Here is a 17059-nt window from a genome sequence, read left to right as displayed (position 1 = left end):
GGCTACATTATTTTGAAGGTGAGCGGCAGCACGTAGCGCACGCGCACCGGCTGCCCGTGCAGGTGCGCCGGGGCGGAGGCAGCCGGGAGCACGCGCAGTATCTCTTTGTCGAGGGCGGGGCCGACACTTCCCAAAATTTCGGGGTGCTCGATGACCCCGTTTTCGGCAACTTCGAAGCTGGCGTAGCCCGTGCCCTGCTCGTGCGCCCGCAGGGCCGCGGGCGGATACCGGACCTGCATCTGGCAGAACGCCACCAGCCCCCGCACCGACGATTGGAAACGGGCCCGCTTCTCGGGGTCGGCAGCCAACTGCTGCAAGTAGCTTCGCTGGCGTTCCGGCAAAAGTTGGGTGAGCGTGCCGAACACAGGGTTCTGTTCGGCATACTCATAGACTTGCGCAGTGGGTAGCACGGCAAAATCAAGCACCAAACTCACCCGGCTGAATTTATCACCCGGCTTGGCATCGGGGTTGGGCGGGGCGGGCTGCCAGGCGAGCATGTGGCCCTCCAGATAGTTGAGGGCCAAAGCCGTGGCATCGACTAAGGGTTTGGATATCGGGTCGGGCGGGCGCACGATGGTGTATTTGGTGGGCTTGCCATCCGGCATCAACTCGAACTGCACCAGCGCGTGGCCGGCGGGCGCGGCCCCGGCCTGCCGGGTGCTGCGGTACACCAGCGCCCGCAGCGAGTCGGGACCACCGGGGTAGCGCGGGCCAGTGTAGTCGGCCAAACTAGTTTCAGTGGGTTGAGCGTGCAGTGCTGCAGGAGCCAGTAGGCCGAGAGCAAGTAGTGCTAGGCGTAGTTTTCGGATGAAGAACATGGGAGGAAGGCAAGATTAGCGCGAAGATACCGTTATGCCCTACCCGGAATACGGCCCGCTGAACACTTTATTTTAAGTTGTTTAGTACGATTGTATCTTCAGATATTACCTTAGCTGCAGTGCAGTGTTGTCTGCATCCTCATTTTCTCCCGAATGAAACAAACGAGCACCTTCCTGCTCCTGATTGTGGCGTCTCTGCTGGCGGGGCCACCAGCCCGCGCCCAAGTGGCCGGCCCCGAAGCCCGGCTGCCAGCGGCGGCCGAAACGCTACGGCGGGAATACGCCTCCGAGTCGGTGAACTACCCCTACCTCTACAACGGGCCCGAGTACGCGGACTACACCCGTAAGTACCACACCAGTACGGGCCACCAGTTTTTCCTCAAGCCGGAGATGATGCTTGGCTCGGCGCATTACAACGACCGCGAGTTTAGCAATGTGCGCCTGCAATACGACCTGCTGCTCGACCAGGTGGTCCTCTCGCAGCCCGGCAACCCGCTCAAGCTGCGCTTTATTGACGAAAAAGTGCGCGCCTTTTCCGTGGATGGTCACCAGTTTGTACGCCTGGCAGCAGATAGTGCCAACGCCGACATTATCCGGACCGGCTACTACGAACTGCTGGCCGATGGCCCGGTGCAGGTACTGGCCAGGCGCACTAAAGCCATGTACGAGCACCTCAACAAGCCCTACGTCGACGTCTCTTTTTCGGAAACTACCCGGTTGTATATGCAGAAGGCCGGGCGCTACTATGCTGTGCACAGCAAGGGTGCGGCCCTGCGCCTTTTTGCCAACCACAGCAAAGAGATGCAGCAGTACCTGAAGGAGCACCGCCTGAGCTTCAACCAAGCCCACCGCGAAGAGTCTCTGGTGGAACTGACCCGTTACTACAACGGGCTGCCCACATCGTAGGGCTGGCCTGCTCGCACGCTTCCTGTTATTATCCCGCCTTCCACTATCCCGCTTTCCATTCGCCGGGCTTTCCGCGCTTTTCTACTGCACCTTTCATGAAGCACGCGTATTCGCTTTTTCTGTTGGGCGGCTTCCTGCTATTCAGCTTGACCGCCTATTGCCAGCAAGGGGCCGACAAGCTCATTAGCGGCACCTTTTCGCACCTACCCTTCGAAGAGTTTGCGCGCCAGGTCGAAGCCCAGACGCCGGTGCACTTCTACTTCGACCCCAAAGCCGTCGACAGCCTGTTTGTGACGCTGCAGGTGCAGGCGCAGCCCGTGCAAGTGGTACTGGAGCGTGCGCTGGCCAACACCCGCTTCCACTACGTTATCGACGACGAGAACCGGGTGATTGTGACGACCGGGCCGGTGCTGTCGACCACCCTGCCGGGCAGCTTTTTCCGGGCGGCGACGGCGGCCGATGCCCTCGCCGATGCCGACGAGGCAACTACGCCGGCCGCCCGCTCGCGCCTCGTGAGCGTGTCGGAAGCGCGGGTGTACACCATTGGCACGGGAGGCGGCACCGGCAGCCGCGCCACGCTGGCCGGGCGCATTCGCGACCACAAAACGGGCGAGCCGGTTATCGGGGCCTCGATTTACTCTGAAGCCACCAAAATCGGGGCCAGCACCGACCAGTTCGGCGGCTACTCGCTCACGCTGCCGGTGGGTACGCACGAGCTGAAGATTCGCGGCGTGGGCATCAAGAACACGCGGCGCCAAGTGGTGTTGCGGGCCGACGGCAAGCTCGACATTGAAGTGGAGGAAGACGTGGTGACGCTGAAAGAGGTAGTGGTGGAAGCCGAGAAGGACAAGAACGTGGCCGGCATGCAGATGGGCCTGGAAAAGCTCGACATCAAGACCATGAAGCAGGTGCCCACGGTGTTCGGCGAAACCGACATTCTGCGCGTGATTCTGACGTTGCCGGGCGTGAAATCGGTGGGCGAAAGCAGCACGGGCCTGAACGTGCGCGGCGGCGCCACCGACCAGAACCTGATTCTGTTCAACGACGCCACCATCTACAACCCGTCGCACCTGTTTGGCTTTTTCTCGGCTTTCAACCCCGACATTCTGCAGGGCGTGGAGCTCTACAAAAGCGCCATTCCGGCCAAGTTTGGCGGGCGCCTGTCGTCGGTGCTCGACATCAGCACCCGCGAGGGCAACAAGAAGAAGTTTGGCGGCTCGGGCGGCATCGGGCCGCTCACCAGCCGCCTCACGCTGGAAGGCCCCATCCTGAAGGATAAAAGCTCGTTCATCCTGAGCGGGCGCGCCAGCTACTCCGACTGGCTGCTGAAGTCGCTGTCGGACAAAAATTTCTCGCAGAGCGCGGCTTCGTTCTACGACGTGACGGGCCACCTCAGCCACGAGTTCAGCGAGAAGAACTCGCTGTACGCCACGGGCTACTTCAGCACCGACCGGTTCCGGCTGGCCAGCGACACTACCTACCACTACACCAACCAGGCGGCCAGTATTAAGTGGCGCCACAACTTCACCAACCAGCTGTTCAGCGTGCTCACGGGCACTTACAGCAGCTACAACTACGATGTGACGAGTAGCAAAAACCCGGTTACGGCCTCGTTGCTGAAGTATTCCATCAACCAGTCGGGGCTGCGGGCCGACTTCAGCTACTACCCCAACTCGCGCCACAGCATCGACTTCGGCGGCAGCACGCTGGTTTACAACATCTCGCCCGGCAGCTACACGCCGCAGGGTGCGGCCTCGCTGGTGAAGCCGGTGATTCTGGGCCGCGAGCGGGCCGTGGAAAGCGCCTTGTACGCTTCGGAAAAATTCGATATCTCGCCGCGCTTTTCGGTGTCGGTGGGCTTGCGCTACTCGTTTTTCCAGGCGCTGGGCCCGCGCGATGTGTACCAGTACGCCCCGGGCGAAACGCGGGCCGAGTCCAGCATTACCGACACGGTGCACTACGCCAACAACAAAATTCTGGCCCACTACGAGGGGCCAGAATACCGCGTTTCGACCCGGTTTTCGCTTTCCGACAACTCGTCGGTGAAGGGCAGCTACACCCGCACCCGGCAGTACATTCACCAGCTTTCGAACACGGCGTCGGTGTCGCCGACCGACGTGTGGAAGCTTAGTGACGCCAGCATCCGGCCGCAGGTGGGCGACCAGTTTTCGGTGGGCTACTACCGCAACTTCAAGAACAACACCATTGAGACGTCGGTGGAGACGTACTACAAAACGCTGCACGATTTCGTGGACTACAAGAGTGGGGCTACGCTGGTGCTCAACCCACACATTGAAACCGACATCATCAATGCCCGGGGCAAGGCCTATGGCGTAGAAGTGTTCGTGAAAAAACTCACCGGCAAGCTCAATGGCTGGGTGGGCTACACCTACTCGCGCTCGCTGGTGCAGGTGAACGGCGCCACCACCGCCGACATGATAAACGGCGGCAACTACTACCCCAGCAACTTCGACAAGCCCCACGACTTTACCCTGGTGGGCAACTACCGGTTCAGCCACCGCTTCAGCACGTCGGTCAACTTCACCTACAGCACGGGCCGGCCCATTACGCTGCCCATTTCGAAGTATTACCTGAACAACTCGCTGCGCGTGTTCTACTCGGACCGCAACGCCTACCGCGTGCCCGATTACCTGCGCCTCGACCTGGCCCTGAACATTGAGGGCAGCCACAAGGTGAAGAAGCTGGCTCATAGCTCCTGGACGGTGGGCGTGTACAACCTCACCGGCCGCCGCAACCCGTACTCCATTTACTTTAAGTCGGTAAACGGCCAGATTAAAGGGTACCAACTTTCTATTTTCGGCAATCCCATCCCCACGGTCACCTACAACTTTAAGTTTTAGGGTTATGCGCCGCTTCCTCTCCCGACCTGCCGGCTGGCTGCTTTGCTGGACGCTGCTCCCGCTGCCGGGCTGCATCGACCCGTTCATGCCGCCCTCGGTGAGCACGCCCCCGAGCTACCTGGTAGTCGATGGCTTCATCAATAGCCAGGGCATCAGCACCATCAACCTTTCGCGCACCTACGCCATTGCCCTGGCCGCCAGCCCGCCCACCGAAAACAGCGCCACCGTATTTGTAGAGGCGCAATCTGGCCGCCAGTACCCCCTGCGCGAAAGTGCAGTGAAGGGCACCTACGTTTCGGATGCGCTGACCTTGAACCCCGCCGACACCTACCGCCTGCACCTGACTACGGCCACGGGCAAAGAATACGCCTCGGCCTTTGTGCCCGTCAAAACCACGCCGCCCATCGACACGGTCGACTGGCGCGTTACGGGTAGCGAGGTAGACATCACCGTGAGTACCCACGACCCGGCCAGCGCCACGCGCTACTACCGCTGGGAATTCGCCGAAACCTGGGAAATCGTCTCGCCTTACATCCCGAGCCTGGAGTTTTCGGGCGGCCGCCTGCGCCCCCTCAGCGCCCCCTACCCGGCCTTGTGCTGGCGCACCACCCGCGGCACAACCGTGCAGCTTGCTAGCACTGCCGCCCTCAGCCAGGACGTGGTGGCCGCGTACCCGTTGCGGCAGCTGCCGAGCACGGCGCCCCAGCTGTTGCGCCGGTACAGCCTGCTGGTGCAGCAACACGCCCTGACCAAGGATGAGCACCAGTACTGGGAGCTGCTGCGCAAGAATACGGAGAGCATCGGCTCGCTTTTCGGCCCGGAACCCGTGCAGCTTACCGGCAACGTGCGCGGCCTGGGCAGCAATGCCGCGGCCATTGCCCTGGGGTATGTTGGCGCACACTCGCTCCGTGAAAAGCGCATTTTCATTGCCCGGCCGCAACTGCCCGCTGCCTGGCGCCCCCTCACCGGCTACGAAAGCTGCCTGCCACCGGACACCGTGCGGCCCGGTACAGAAAGCTATTCTTTTGGCTCTAATTATTTACCCATTTACGCGACCTACAAAAATGGTGGCTTGGTCGGCTACCTGGCTGCTACTGCCGACTGCATTGACTGCCGTAGGCGTGGAACCGCCACTAGGCCTGTTTATTGGCCATAACTCAGCAGGCTTCAGCACCCGACCCTTGCGGTGGGCGGCCCCTTTCGTATGCACCAACCTTCCTTTTTTAATCCTTGCTGATGAACTCGATTCTGCTATTGACGCACCGGCTGCGCTGGGTCCTGTTGCTGCTGCTGCCGGCCTGCACGGACCCATACCTGCCGGAGGCCGTCAAGAACTCGCCGAGCTACCTGGTAGTCGACGGCTTTCTCAACAGCAAGGGGGTGACGACCATTAAGCTCTCGCGCACCTACGCCGTGGGGGCCAAAACCGCACCGCCGGCCGAAACCAAAGCCACGGTGTACCTGGAGGAAGAAGCCGGCCCGCGCACACTGCTGCGCGAAGCCCCCGCCGGCATCTACACCTCGCCCACGGCCCTCACCCTGAACCCTGCCAAACGCTACCGGCTGCACCTAAACACGCTGGCCAATCAGGAATATGCCTCCAACTTCGTACCGGTAAAGAATACGCCCCTCATTGACGATTTTAGCTGGCGCGCCGAAAACAACGGTGTTAATATCCGCCTGAGCACCCACGACCCGGCCAACGCCACGCGCTACTACCGCTGGGACTACGTCGAAACCTGGGAAATCAACCCCATCTACCGGCCCCAGGTGGAATACAGCGCCGGCACAATTAACTTTCCCGACATTACGGTGCCGTACCCAACCAAGTGCTGGGGCACCGCCCCTTCCACCACCGTGCTCCTGGCCAACACCACGCCCCTGAGCCAGGACGTGGTCGCCGACCGCCCGCTGCGCCAGCTGCCGCCCTCTTCGGAGCGCCTAAACACCCGCTACAGCGTGCTGGTGCAGCAATTTGCCCTCACCAAGGAGGAGTTTGACTATTGGGAGTTGCTCCGTAAAAACACGGAGAGCATTGGCTCGCTTTTCGACGCGCAGCCGGCCCAGCTCATCGGCAACGTGCACTGCCTGAGCAACAGCGCCGACCTGGCCCTGGGCTTTGTCGGCGCCCATTCGGTCACCGAGAAGCGTCTATTTGTCGACCGGCGCGACCTGCCCCGCCACTGGCCCACGCCCAGCGGCTACGAAGCCTGCTACCCGCCCGACACCGTCTGGCTGAGTAAGCCACCGCTCAAATACCCTCAGGAGGCGCTGAAATCTTATTTTGCCAGCGGAGAATATATACCCATTGAGCACATAACGCTTTTAGGCATTGGCTATACGGGTAAATCGCGCGACTGCGTGGACTGCCGCACGCGCGGCTCGGCCATTAAGCCCAGCTTCTGGCCCTAACCTTTTGCCTACCGCCATGCCCCATCCCCCTTCTTCCGGCTTTCGACCAAGCCTGCGCGCGCTCAGCACCCTGCTGCTGCTGGCGGCCGGCGGCTGCACGGACCCCTACCTGCCGGAGGTGGCCAAAAGCCCGCCGAGCTATTTGGTGGTCGACGGCTTCCTCAACAGCCAGGGCCCGACCAGCGTCAAGCTCACGCGCACCTACGCCATCGGCGCGGCCGGCCCGGCCCCCGTCGAGGCCAGGGCCGCCGTGTACGTCGAGGAAGAAAACGGCCCGCGCACGCTGCTGCGCGAGGCCCCGGCCGGCACCTATTCCTCGCCCACGGCCCTGACGTTCAACCCGGCCCGGCGCTACCGCCTGCACCTGAACACGGCCGGCGGCAAGGAATACGCCTCCGATTTCGTGCCCGTCAAGAACACGCCGCCCATCGACGAGCTGAGCTGGCGAGCCGACGCCGACGGCCTCAGCATTAGCCTCAGCACCCACGACCCGGCCAATGCCGCCCGCTACTACCGCTGGAACTACGTCGAAACCTGGCAAATTGACCCGATATACAGTCCCCAGGTCGAGTACCGTCCCAACACGCTGCCGCTGCCCGACATCACCGTTGTATTCCCGACCAAGTGCTGGGCTTCGGCCCCTTCCACCACCGTGCTGCTGGCCAACACCACGCCCCTGAGCCAGGACGTGGTTACCGACCGCCTGTTGCGCCAAGTGCCCTCCACTTCCGAGCGGTTACACAGCGGCTACAGCATCCTGGTGCAGCAACAGGCCCTGACGAAAGAAGAATTCGCGTACTGGGAACTGTTGAGGAAAAACACGGAGAACATCGGCTCGCTTTTCGACGCGCAGCCGGCCCAGCTCACCGGCAACGTGCACTGCCTGAGCAACAGCACCGAGCCGGTGCTGGGCTTTGTCGGCGCCCATTCGGTCACCGAGAAGCGCTTGTTTGTGGCCCGACGCGAATTGCCAGCTGCTTGGCTGGCCCCCAGCGGCTACGAGGCCTGCTACCCGCCCGACACGCTGTGGCTTGCAATGGACCCGTTGATATCCCTACAGTCCTTCTTTGGCAATGGCAGCATTCTGCCAATTGAAAAAGTTTCCGACCATAACGAGACCGGCTACACTGCCCAAACGCGCGACTGTATTGATTGCCGTACCCGTGGCACGTCCGTCAAGCCCAGCTTCTGGCCCTAATCATTTCCCGCTTATGCCTTTCCTGCCTTTCCTTCGCGCTACTTCTGCCCGGCCGGCTGGCCGTCTTCGGTGGCTTATGTTGTCGGGTCTGTGGCTGGCGCTCGCCGGCCCCGCCGTTGCCCAGGCTCCGGCCGACTCACTCGACCGCATTGGCCGCCAGGTGCGGCGGCACGAGCAGCGCGACCCCCACGAAAAGCTCTTTCTGCACCTCGACCGCCCGGTGTACCTGAGCGGCGAAACCATGTGGTTCAGCGTGTACGCCGCCGATGGCACCACCGCCCGGCCGCTGCCGCTGAGCAGCGTGGCCTACGTGGAGGTGCTCGACACCAAGCACCAGCCGGTGCTGCAGGGCAAAGTGGCCCTGCGCGAAGCCACCGGTCAGGGCTCGTTTGTGCTGCCGGCTGCGCTGCCCGCGGGCCGCTACACGGTGCGGGCCTACACCAGCTGGATGCGTAACTTCGGCCCCGACACGTATTTTCACACCGCCGTCACGGTCATCAACACCTTCACGGCCTCGGGCACGGCTGCCAAGGACTCGGCTACGGCCGATGTGCAGTTTTTTCCGGAGGGCGGCAACCTCGTGCGCGGCCTGCGCAGCCGCGTGGCGTTTAAGGTAACCGACAAAGCCGGGCGTGGCGTGGCGGCCACAGGCAAAGTACTGAACCAGCGCGGCGCGGTGGTGGCTACGTTTCAGACCCTGCACCGCGGCATGGGTTCGTTTGCCTTTACCCCGGCCGTGGGCACCGATGCCTACACCGCGGTGGTGCTGTTGCCCAATGGCCAGCCCGTGACCCGGCCCCTGCCCCGCGTGTTCGACCAGGGCTACGTGCTGCACCTCGAGCAGCCCGACCCAGCCCACCTGACCCTGACGGTAAGTGCCAACCCGGCCACCAATGCCACCGTGTACCTGCTGGGCCATTCGCGCCAGCAGGTAGCCATGGCTAAGCGCCTGATCTTGGTGAACGGCCAGGGCACACTCGCCGTCGACCCCAGCACGCTGCTTGATGGCGTGTCGCACTTCACGGTTTTCACGGGCGCGCAGCAACCGGTGTGCGAGCGGCTGTACTTCCGGGCTCCGCAGCGCACGCTGGCAATTGCCGCTCGCGCCGACAAGCCGCAGTACTCGGCCCGCGAAAAAGTGCAGGTGCAGGTGAGCGCAGCCGACCAGCAAACTCCCCTGGCCGCCAACCTGTCGATGGCCGTGTACCGGCTCGATTCCTTGAACACCACGCCCCTGCCCGGTATCGACCGCTCGCTTTGGCTGACTTCGGAGCTGGCCGGGACTGTCGAAGACCCCGACTATTACTTTACCGCCAATAGCCCCACGGCTCTCGAAGCCACCGACAACCTGCTGCTGACGCAGGGCTGGAGCCGCTTTAAATGGGAAGACGTGCTGGCAGCCACGCCCAAACCGATGGAGTTTCGGCCGGAGCCGCATGGCTTGGTGGCCCGTGCCCAGCTAGCGCAGGCCGGCAGTGGCCAGCCCCGCCCCAATGTTACCACCTTCCTGGCATCGCCTAGCCTCGTCACGCGGCTCAGCAATGCCCGGAGCAACGACCGGGGCATCGTACAGTTCGAGCTGGCCGACTTCAGCGGCCCGCGCGACCTGGTGCTGCAAGCCGACCCCAGCCAGGACAGTACCAGCCGCCTGACGTTGCTCGACCCGTTCTCGGCGCGCTATGCCAGCACGGCGGGGCCGGCCGTGGGGGTGCTGCCCCGCTTCGAGCGCGACTATACCCGGCGGCACCTGCAGGCGCAGGTACAGCAGGCATTTGCAGGCAAATACCGCAGCCGCTTTGCAGTGGAACCCGTCGACAGCCTGCCTTTTTTCGGGCGGCCCAGCGAGTCCTACCTGCTCGACAAGTTCACGCGCTTCAAAACCATGGAGGAGGTAATGCGCGAGTACGTTCCGGGCGTGTTGGTGCGCATCAGCAAAGGCAACTATCACCTGCTGGTGGTTGATAAAGTGAACAAGACGGTGCTCGAAAACAACCCAATGGTGTTGCTTGACGGGGTACCGGTGTTCAACATGAATAAAATAATGGCCATCAACCCATTGAAAATCAGAAAGCTGGAAGTGGTGGACAGCCGCTACTTCCACGGCAGTTCTATGTACGACGGTATTGTGAACCTGAGCACCTACAAGGGCGACCTCGAAGGCTTCGAGCTCGACCCGCGCGTGCTGGTGCAGCAGTACGAGGGAGTGCAGCGCCAGCGCGAGTTTTACGCGCCGCGCTACGACACGCCCCAGTCGACTCAAAGCCGCCTGCCCGACCTGCGCAACCTGCTGTACTGGAACCCTGCGATTCGGACTACCGCTACCGGTGTGGTCCCACTGGAATTTTACACCGGCGACCAGGCCGGGCGCTACCTCGTGGTGCTGCAGGGCCTGGCCGCCAATGGCCTGGCCGGCAGCCATAGCTTCGTGCTCGAAGTGAAGCCCGCCTTGTAACTGTTGTAAAACTTTTGTAAGTCAGTGACCGACCGCAGGCCGGGCTTTTCCCGCTTCAGACTGAAGCAGGAAAGGCCCGGCTTTTTTTCCAGTCTTTTACTTGTTCAAGCCAACTCGCCGGGCTGCGGTTGTACTTGCTTGTACCCCGGCAACTCGTAGAACGGCCGCAGCAGGCGCACCACGTCGAGGGCATCGGCCAGGGCTTCGTGCGCTACTTCGCGGCCCAGGCCGGCGCGGGCCTTGCAGATGCTCATGCTGGGCAGGCGCGAGTCTTTGTGCCAGTTGAGGTAAAACGCGGCCGGGTCGAGCATGGCAGGCTCGGCGCGTACGAGGGAGCCATAGCCGGGCAATTCTTTTAGAAAGCCCAGGTCGAACACCGCAATGTTTTTGCCGGCCATCGTCACCGAAACGCAGTCGGCTTTATCGGTTTTGAAACCGTGGGTCAACAGGAACTCCCGCAGCTGGGGCAGCAGTTCAGCAGGTGTGCAGAGCTCGGGATTGAACTCTTTGCGCGCCAACTCCTCAAACAGGCGGGCATTGAGGGCAATGGCCCCAGCCGAGCCCGCATACTCCGAATGGCGCACCACACGGCGGAAGGCGGGCAGCTCGGCCAGCGGCAGCGGGTGGCGGCTGTCTTCGATAACGGCGGCCAGCTCCAGTACCTGGTGGCGGGTGGGGTTCGAGCCGGAAGTTTCGAGGTCGAGGGAAACGTAGCGCATTGGCTGGGCATACGGGAGCGGCCTATTCAGGGCTATTTTTCGGGACACCAAGCGGAACCAAGTGCACAGCTGGCAACCGAGAGGTGGACAACTACCTGGTCGGCACGAAGCTGGAAACATTGAAAACGGGCCTCCATGAATCGGCAAACTCAGCCGCCAGACCCTGCAATTCGTAGCATTATCGACCACCGGGCCGCCTTGTACGGCAGCTGCCAGCATTCGTCAGTTGCACCGTGTGGCCCCGCCAAGCCCGTTCCGTACCTTCGTCCTTATGTCCGACACCGCTCCCGCCGCTCCCAAGAAGCTCTTCCTGCTCGACGCTTTCGCCCTGATTTACCGCTCGCACTTCGCATTCAGCAAAAACCCGCGCATCAACTCCAAAGGCATGAACACGGGGGCCGTGCTCGGCTTCACCAACACCTTGGTGGAAGTGCTGCAAAAGGAAAAGCCCACCCACATCGGCGTGTGCTTCGACGGGCCGAAAAAGACTTTCCGGCACGAGCAGTTTGCCGCTTACAAGGCCCAGCGCCAGGCCATGCCCGAGGACATCGGCATCGCGCTGCCCTACATCAAGAAAATCATTCAGGGCTTCCACATCCCCATGCTGATGATGGACGGCTTCGAGGCCGACGACGTGATTGGCACGCTGGCCCAGAAGGCGGAAAAGGAAGGCTTCGAGGTATTTATGATGACGCCGGACAAGGACTACTGCCAGCTGGTGACGGAGAACATCAAAATCTACCGTCCCGCTTTCATGGGCAACGCGGCCGAGATTCTGGATGTGGCCCACGTGCTGGCTCGCTTCGAGATTGAGCGCGTGGAGCAGGTGATTGACATTTTGGGCCTGCAGGGCGACGCCAGCGACAACATCCCCGGCATCCCCGGCATTGGCGAGAAGACGGCCAAGACGCTGATTCAGAAGTATGGCTCGGTCGAAAACCTGCTGGCGAATGTGGACGAACTAAAGGGCAAGCAGCAGGAAAACGTGCGCAACTTTGCCGAGCAGGGCCTGATGAGCAAGGAGTTGGCCACCATCCACGTGAACGTGCCACTGGATTTTGAGGCCGACAAGCTGTTGCTGGATGCGCCCGATGAGACGGTTTTGCGCGAGCTGTTCGACGAGCTGGAGTTTCGGCAGCTGTCGGCCCGCATTTTGGGGGGTGGCCCCGAGCGCACGCCGGCCCGCGTGGCCGCGCCCGGCAGCACGCCAGTGCGCCGGCCCAAGCTGGTGCCCGGTGGCCAGGCCTCGCTGTTTGGCAACCCCGGCGATGAGGCCGTGGCCATTGGAGCCGAAGAGGGCGAAACCGGGAGCCACGGCGCACCGGCCGGCCCGCGCAAGCGGCTCGAAGACGTGCCCTATAACTACCACCTGATGGACACGCCCGAGCTGCGCCAGTCGCTGCTCAGTTTCTTGCTGCAGCAGGAGGAAGTGAGCTTCGACACCGAAACCACCGGCCTCGACACCATGACCGCGCGGCTGGTGGGCCTGAGCTTTGCCTGGCTGCCGGGCGAGGCCTACTACGTGCCCGTACCGGCCGACGACCAAGCCGCCACCCAGGCCATTGTGGACGAGTTTTGCCCATTTTTTGAGTCGAAGACGATTCTGAAAATCGGTCAGAACATCAAGTACGACCTCACCATTCTCAAGCACTACAACGTCAACATCTCGGGGCCGCTGTTCGACACCATGCTGGCCCACTATCTCATCGAGCCCGACATGCGCCACAACATGGACGTGCTGGCCGAAACCTACCTGCACTACTCGCCGGTGCCCATTACGGACCTCATCGGGCCCAAAGGCAAAAAGCAAATCACGATGGCCGACCTGGCGCCGGCCGCCGTGAAGGACTATGCCTGCGAAGACGCCGACGTGACCCTGCAGCTCAAGCACGTATTCGAACCCATGCTGAAGGACTTGGGCCTGCTGGGTTTGCTGAACGACGTGGAAAACCCGCTGGTGCCCGTGCTGGCCGACATCGAGTACGAGGGCATTCGGATTGATTCCGGGGCCATGAACGAGTATTCGGCCGAGCTGCAGGGCTACATTACGGAGCTGGAAACCCAGATTTTCCGCGAGGCTGGGCAGGAGTTCAACATCGGCTCGCCGAAGCAGCTGGGCGAGGTGCTGTTCGATAAAATGGACATCGGCAAGGGAAAAGTCAAGAAAACCAAAACCGGCCAGTACGCCACCGGCGAGGAAATCCTGAGCCAACTCGCCGCCGAAAACCCCATTGCCGCGCTCATCCTTGAGTACCGCCAGCTCACCAAGCTGCGCAGCACCTACGTGGAGGCCCTGCCCCAGCTCGTGAGCGTGGTAGACGGCCGCGTGCACACCAGCTTCAACCAGGCCGTGGCCGCCACCGGCCGCCTCAGCAGCACCAATCCCAACCTGCAGAATATCCCCATTCGCACGGAGCGGGGCCGCGAAATCCGCAAAGCCTTCGTGCCGCGCGACGAAAACCACGTGCTGCTGGCAGCCGACTACTCGCAAGTGGAGCTGCGCATCATGGCCGATTTCTCGGGCGATAAAACCATGATTGAGGCCTTTCGCCTGGGCCAGGACGTGCACACCAGCACCGCCAGCAAGGTTTTCAAAGTGCCCATGGATGCCGTCGATTCGGAGATGCGCCGCAAGGCCAAAACCGTCAACTTTGGCATCATCTACGGCATTTCGGCTTTTGGGCTGGCCCAGCGCATCGGCATCAGCCGCAAGGAAGCCACGGAAATTATCGAGACCTACTTCCAGGAATTCCCGTCGGTGAAGGCGTTTATGGACGACAGCATCAACCGGGCCCGCGAGCTGGAATATGCCGAAACGCTGCTTAAGCGCCGCCGCTACCTGCGCGATATCAACTCGCGCAACGCCACGCTGCGCGGCTACACCGAGCGCAACGCCATCAACGCCCCCATCCAGGGCACGGCCGCCGACATCATCAAAATGGCCATGATTAACATCCACCACTGGCTGCGTGAGGAGAAGCTGGGCACCAAGATGATATTGCAGGTGCACGACGAACTCGTGTTTGATGCTGTGACGGAGGAAGTGGAGTACATTACCCCCAAAATCAAGGAGCTGATGACGACGGCGCTGTTGCTGCCCCGCGGCGTGCCATTGGAAGTAGAAGTGGGCAGCGGGCGCAACTGGCTGCAGGCGCATTAAGGCCGGGCAATGAATATCTGGAAGCACTGTTTGCTGTCGCAGCACAAGTTTGGCGGGCAGCCGACCGACTTCCTGCCCGTGCATCGGTTTCTGGATAGTAGCAAGCTGTTTTGCTACCACCCGCGCCACCGGCTGCTACTGCACCACACTACAGGCATCGAGTGGGCCACCGAACTGTTAGGTGATATCCTCACCACCAGTGATAACCGCCAGGTATTGGTGCGCGATGTGGCCGCCGCCCACTGTCAGGAAGACCTGTCGGGCCGGGTGCCCACCCTGGCCGAGTGGCTCGCCGACCCTGGCCCGGAGCTGCTGGCTGCACTACCCATCAGTAGCCCCGACCAACTGCCCGCCACCCTCTCGCCCCCCCTGCGGCAACTGGTGTTACGCCCATACCTGCGCACCGGTTATTCAGCCGCATTGCTGTTGACCACTAGCACGTTTGGGCTTTATCTGGCCGAGCAACTGCTGGGCCTGCCGGCCGCCGAGGAACTATTGCGCTGGCAGCCCACCCCGATACCCGTAGCGCAACTGCTAGCGCATATTACCTTGCGTTATCCCTGGCAGTATCGCCCTGACCCCAAGGCATTGGCTTGGCTGCAACAGCAGGAAAAAGCGGCTTAAACCACTTCCTATCAGTTGATTTTCTAAAAAATGGGCACTCCCTCAAACGCTGCTGAAATTCAGATTGCTAAAACGCTGCAAGCCGGCCACAGCCTTACCGTTCGCTGGGATTGTGGCGGCGATGAGAGCTTCGTTTACACGCGTTTGAACGACCAGGAATTGCAGACTGATTATGAGGCCGAGAACGATTTATCTTTTCTGCTCGACCAGTACCTGACTGACCGGTTGGAATTGCCGGGGGTAGGAGAGTTTTCGATGGAAGGCACCGGCCGCATCTTTTTGGAAGGGGCTGATGTGATAATCGACTACAAATCCGAAGCCTTTTCCGATGACAGCTGGATGCTGGATATGACTGACGCGCAACTGGCTGAGATGGGCCTTACCCGTCCCGAGCCACCCAGCCCCGATGATGAAGAATCAGATAACTATCCACCCGACGAAGGGATGAGCGAGCAATACACCGGTCGGATGGTGCTGTTTCAGGTTTAGCTGATGACGACGGCGCTGCTGCTGCCCCGCAGCGTGCCATTGAAAGTGGGCAGCGGGCGCAACTGGCTGCAGGCTCACTAAAGCGTGAGGACAATCGCCTTTGCTGCGGCGTAACGGCCAAAGACAACCGACTTTTTTTCAATGCTGTAGTTTGGCTCATACATACGGTAATGTATTGGGCCGACTTGCCCGAATGGTTCGGCAAGTCCACTTCCGCCTGCCGGTGCTTCCGCCGACTGACGCAAAAAGCGTGTAGACATAGCTGTTAGAGGCTTTAAAAGCTTCCGAATTTGGACTGGGTGATGCTCGAATCGACCGCCTTGCGACCGGAACAAAGTCGAGCGCTTTTTAGCCGCCTCAAGCAGTATCGCCGCTTGGCCAACCGCTGCGACAAGACGGCTGTTTCCTTCCTTACCTTCTGGCATATCGGTGCCGCAATAGACTGAATTAGATAAATAGTTGACTTTTTAATTCTCCCGACGTCAGTTTTTTTTCCACTCGGAACAATTTTTTTTACCCCCCGCTACAGTCCGCAACTGGGTTTTGCTACTTCTCCCCTCCGAAAAAGGATGTTTTTGACGCTCCGGCCCTGCTCAAATTCCCTTTCCGGGAATTACTGTTCTTACTTTCGTGTGCCCTTTCACCGGGCCGCTTATTCAGGAGTGGCCGAGGCAAGCCGGGGTGGGACTGTGCTATCACTACCGCTGATGCAACTTCCCAATCTTTCACTACTGTTTTACTTTTCCCTCCTTCCATGAAAAAGTTTGCTTACCTACTGCTTAGCTGCGCGGCCCTGACCACTGCTAGCAGCTGCTCCAAAGAAAAAGAGGTGGCCCCCACCGGGCCGAAGGAATACCAAGTAGAGTACAAGGTCACGTCGAACGCCTCGGTGGCGGATTACCTCAGCTATGACAACGAAAGCGGCGGCTCAACGACGCTGAGCAACGTGGCGTTGCCAGCAACTTACTCGTTCAAGCGGACGATGAAGCTTGGCGACCACGTGGGCATCTTGGCCAGTCTGCCCAGCGGGTCACCGGCCACGTCAGAAATTACGGCCTCTATTTCTCTCGACGGAAAAGAGGTGAAGAAGGAAACCGGCCGGGGCAGCAGCGCGCAAGCCGTGCCAGTGTGGGTAATCGGGCAATAGAGGTTCTTTTTTTTGCAAAAGGGCGGAGTTACACACCAAGCGTGTAGCTCCGCCCTTTTGCAAAAGAACTCCCGTAAATGGCTGCTCAGTTGGCAAAGATTTACCGGCGTTTTTTTGGATTCGGCGTCAGGCCACAGCGCCCCTACATATCTCATTTAAGGAGCCCCTGATGCCGTGAATCCGCCCGTGTAGAGCTCAAAGGGATTCATTGAGGTGGTCTAGGTAGGCCGGACAGAAGGAGGACGTATATTTCTTCTGTCATGACAGCAAAAA

13 protein-coding genes are annotated in these 17059 nt (G+C 61.0%); 11 read left to right on the top strand and 2 right to left on the bottom strand.

Annotated elements, in window-relative coordinates; genetic code table 11:
- Positions 1–2 precede the first annotated feature (2 nt).
- Complete coding sequence (locus tag ABD837_RS07330; RefSeq protein WP_345052269.1) at positions 3–728, bottom strand: energy transducer TonB; 726 nt, start codon at positions 726–728, stop codon at positions 3–5.
- 243 nt (positions 729–971) lie between these two features.
- Between ABD837_RS07330 and ABD837_RS07325 the strand changes: the two genes are divergently transcribed.
- From ABD837_RS07325 to ABD837_RS07300, 6 genes are all read left to right on the top strand, one after another.
- On the top strand, positions 972–1724 hold the full coding sequence (locus ABD837_RS07325) for a hypothetical protein (RefSeq protein WP_345052267.1): 753 nt from the start codon (positions 972–974) through the stop codon (positions 1722–1724).
- A gap of 95 nt (positions 1725–1819) precedes the next feature.
- Positions 1820–4585, top strand: coding sequence for a TonB-dependent receptor (locus tag ABD837_RS07320; protein WP_345052265.1), 2766 nt, complete (start codon positions 1820–1822; stop codon positions 4583–4585).
- A 4-nt stretch (positions 4586–4589) separates the two neighbouring features.
- A complete protein-coding gene (locus ABD837_RS07315; protein ID WP_345052263.1) occupies positions 4590–5741 on the top strand; it encodes a DUF4249 domain-containing protein in 1152 nt (383 codons plus the stop codon).
- A gap of 80 nt (positions 5742–5821) precedes the next feature.
- Complete coding sequence (locus tag ABD837_RS07310) at positions 5822–6997, top strand: DUF4249 domain-containing protein (RefSeq protein ID WP_345052260.1); 1176 nt, start codon at positions 5822–5824, stop codon at positions 6995–6997.
- A 16-nt stretch (positions 6998–7013) separates the two neighbouring features.
- Positions 7014–8195: a DUF4249 domain-containing protein gene (locus tag ABD837_RS07305; protein ID WP_345052256.1), complete on the top strand. Its 1182-nt coding sequence runs from the start codon at positions 7014–7016 to the stop codon at positions 8193–8195.
- 13 nt (positions 8196–8208) lie between these two features.
- On the top strand, positions 8209–10647 hold the full coding sequence (locus tag ABD837_RS07300; protein ID WP_345052254.1) for an MG2 domain-containing protein: 2439 nt from the start codon (positions 8209–8211) through the stop codon (positions 10645–10647).
- A gap of 104 nt (positions 10648–10751) precedes the next feature.
- Here ABD837_RS07300 and ABD837_RS07295 read toward each other — a convergent pair whose 3' ends face one another.
- On the bottom strand, positions 10752–11366 hold the full coding sequence (locus ABD837_RS07295) for a 3'-5' exonuclease (RefSeq protein WP_345052251.1): 615 nt from the start codon (positions 11364–11366) through the stop codon (positions 10752–10754).
- Between the two features lie 271 nt (positions 11367–11637).
- Here ABD837_RS07295 and polA point away from each other — a divergent pair, with 271 nt between their 5' ends.
- The 5 genes from polA (at position 11638) to ABD837_RS07270 (ending at position 16786) form a co-directional block, all read left to right on the top strand.
- The gene (polA, locus tag ABD837_RS07290) at positions 11638–14526 is read left to right on the top strand and encodes a DNA polymerase I (protein WP_345052248.1); all 2889 of its coding nucleotides are present in this window, start codon (positions 11638–11640) and stop codon (positions 14524–14526) included.
- Between the two features lie 9 nt (positions 14527–14535).
- Positions 14536–15150 carry a DUF6915 family protein gene (locus ABD837_RS07285; RefSeq protein ID WP_345052246.1) on the top strand — a complete coding sequence of 205 codons (615 nt, stop codon included), beginning with the start codon at positions 14536–14538 and terminating at the stop codon, positions 15148–15150.
- Positions 15151–15180: 30 nt separating this feature from the next.
- The gene (locus tag ABD837_RS07280) at positions 15181–15639 is read left to right on the top strand and encodes a hypothetical protein (RefSeq protein ID WP_345052243.1); all 459 of its coding nucleotides are present in this window, start codon (positions 15181–15183) and stop codon (positions 15637–15639) included.
- Positions 15606–15908 (top strand): transposase, encoded by a 303-nt coding sequence (locus ABD837_RS24965; protein ID WP_425554312.1) that lies wholly within the window; start codon positions 15606–15608, stop codon positions 15906–15908. Before ABD837_RS07280 ends, ABD837_RS24965 begins: the two co-directional genes overlap by 34 nt.
- Before the next feature lie 485 nt (positions 15909–16393).
- Entirely contained in the window at positions 16394–16786 is a 393-nt protein-coding gene (locus ABD837_RS07270) for a hypothetical protein (protein ID WP_345052238.1), read from the top strand.
- Positions 16787–17059 lie beyond the last annotated feature (273 nt).

The sequence above is a fragment of the Hymenobacter glaciei genome (assembly GCF_039539585.1).
GTDB classification, from domain to species: Bacteria; Bacteroidota; Bacteroidia; order Cytophagales; family Hymenobacteraceae; genus Hymenobacter; species Hymenobacter glaciei.
Note: the sequence above shows the minus strand (reverse complement) of the source record. Positions and strands in the feature narration are given on the sequence as shown.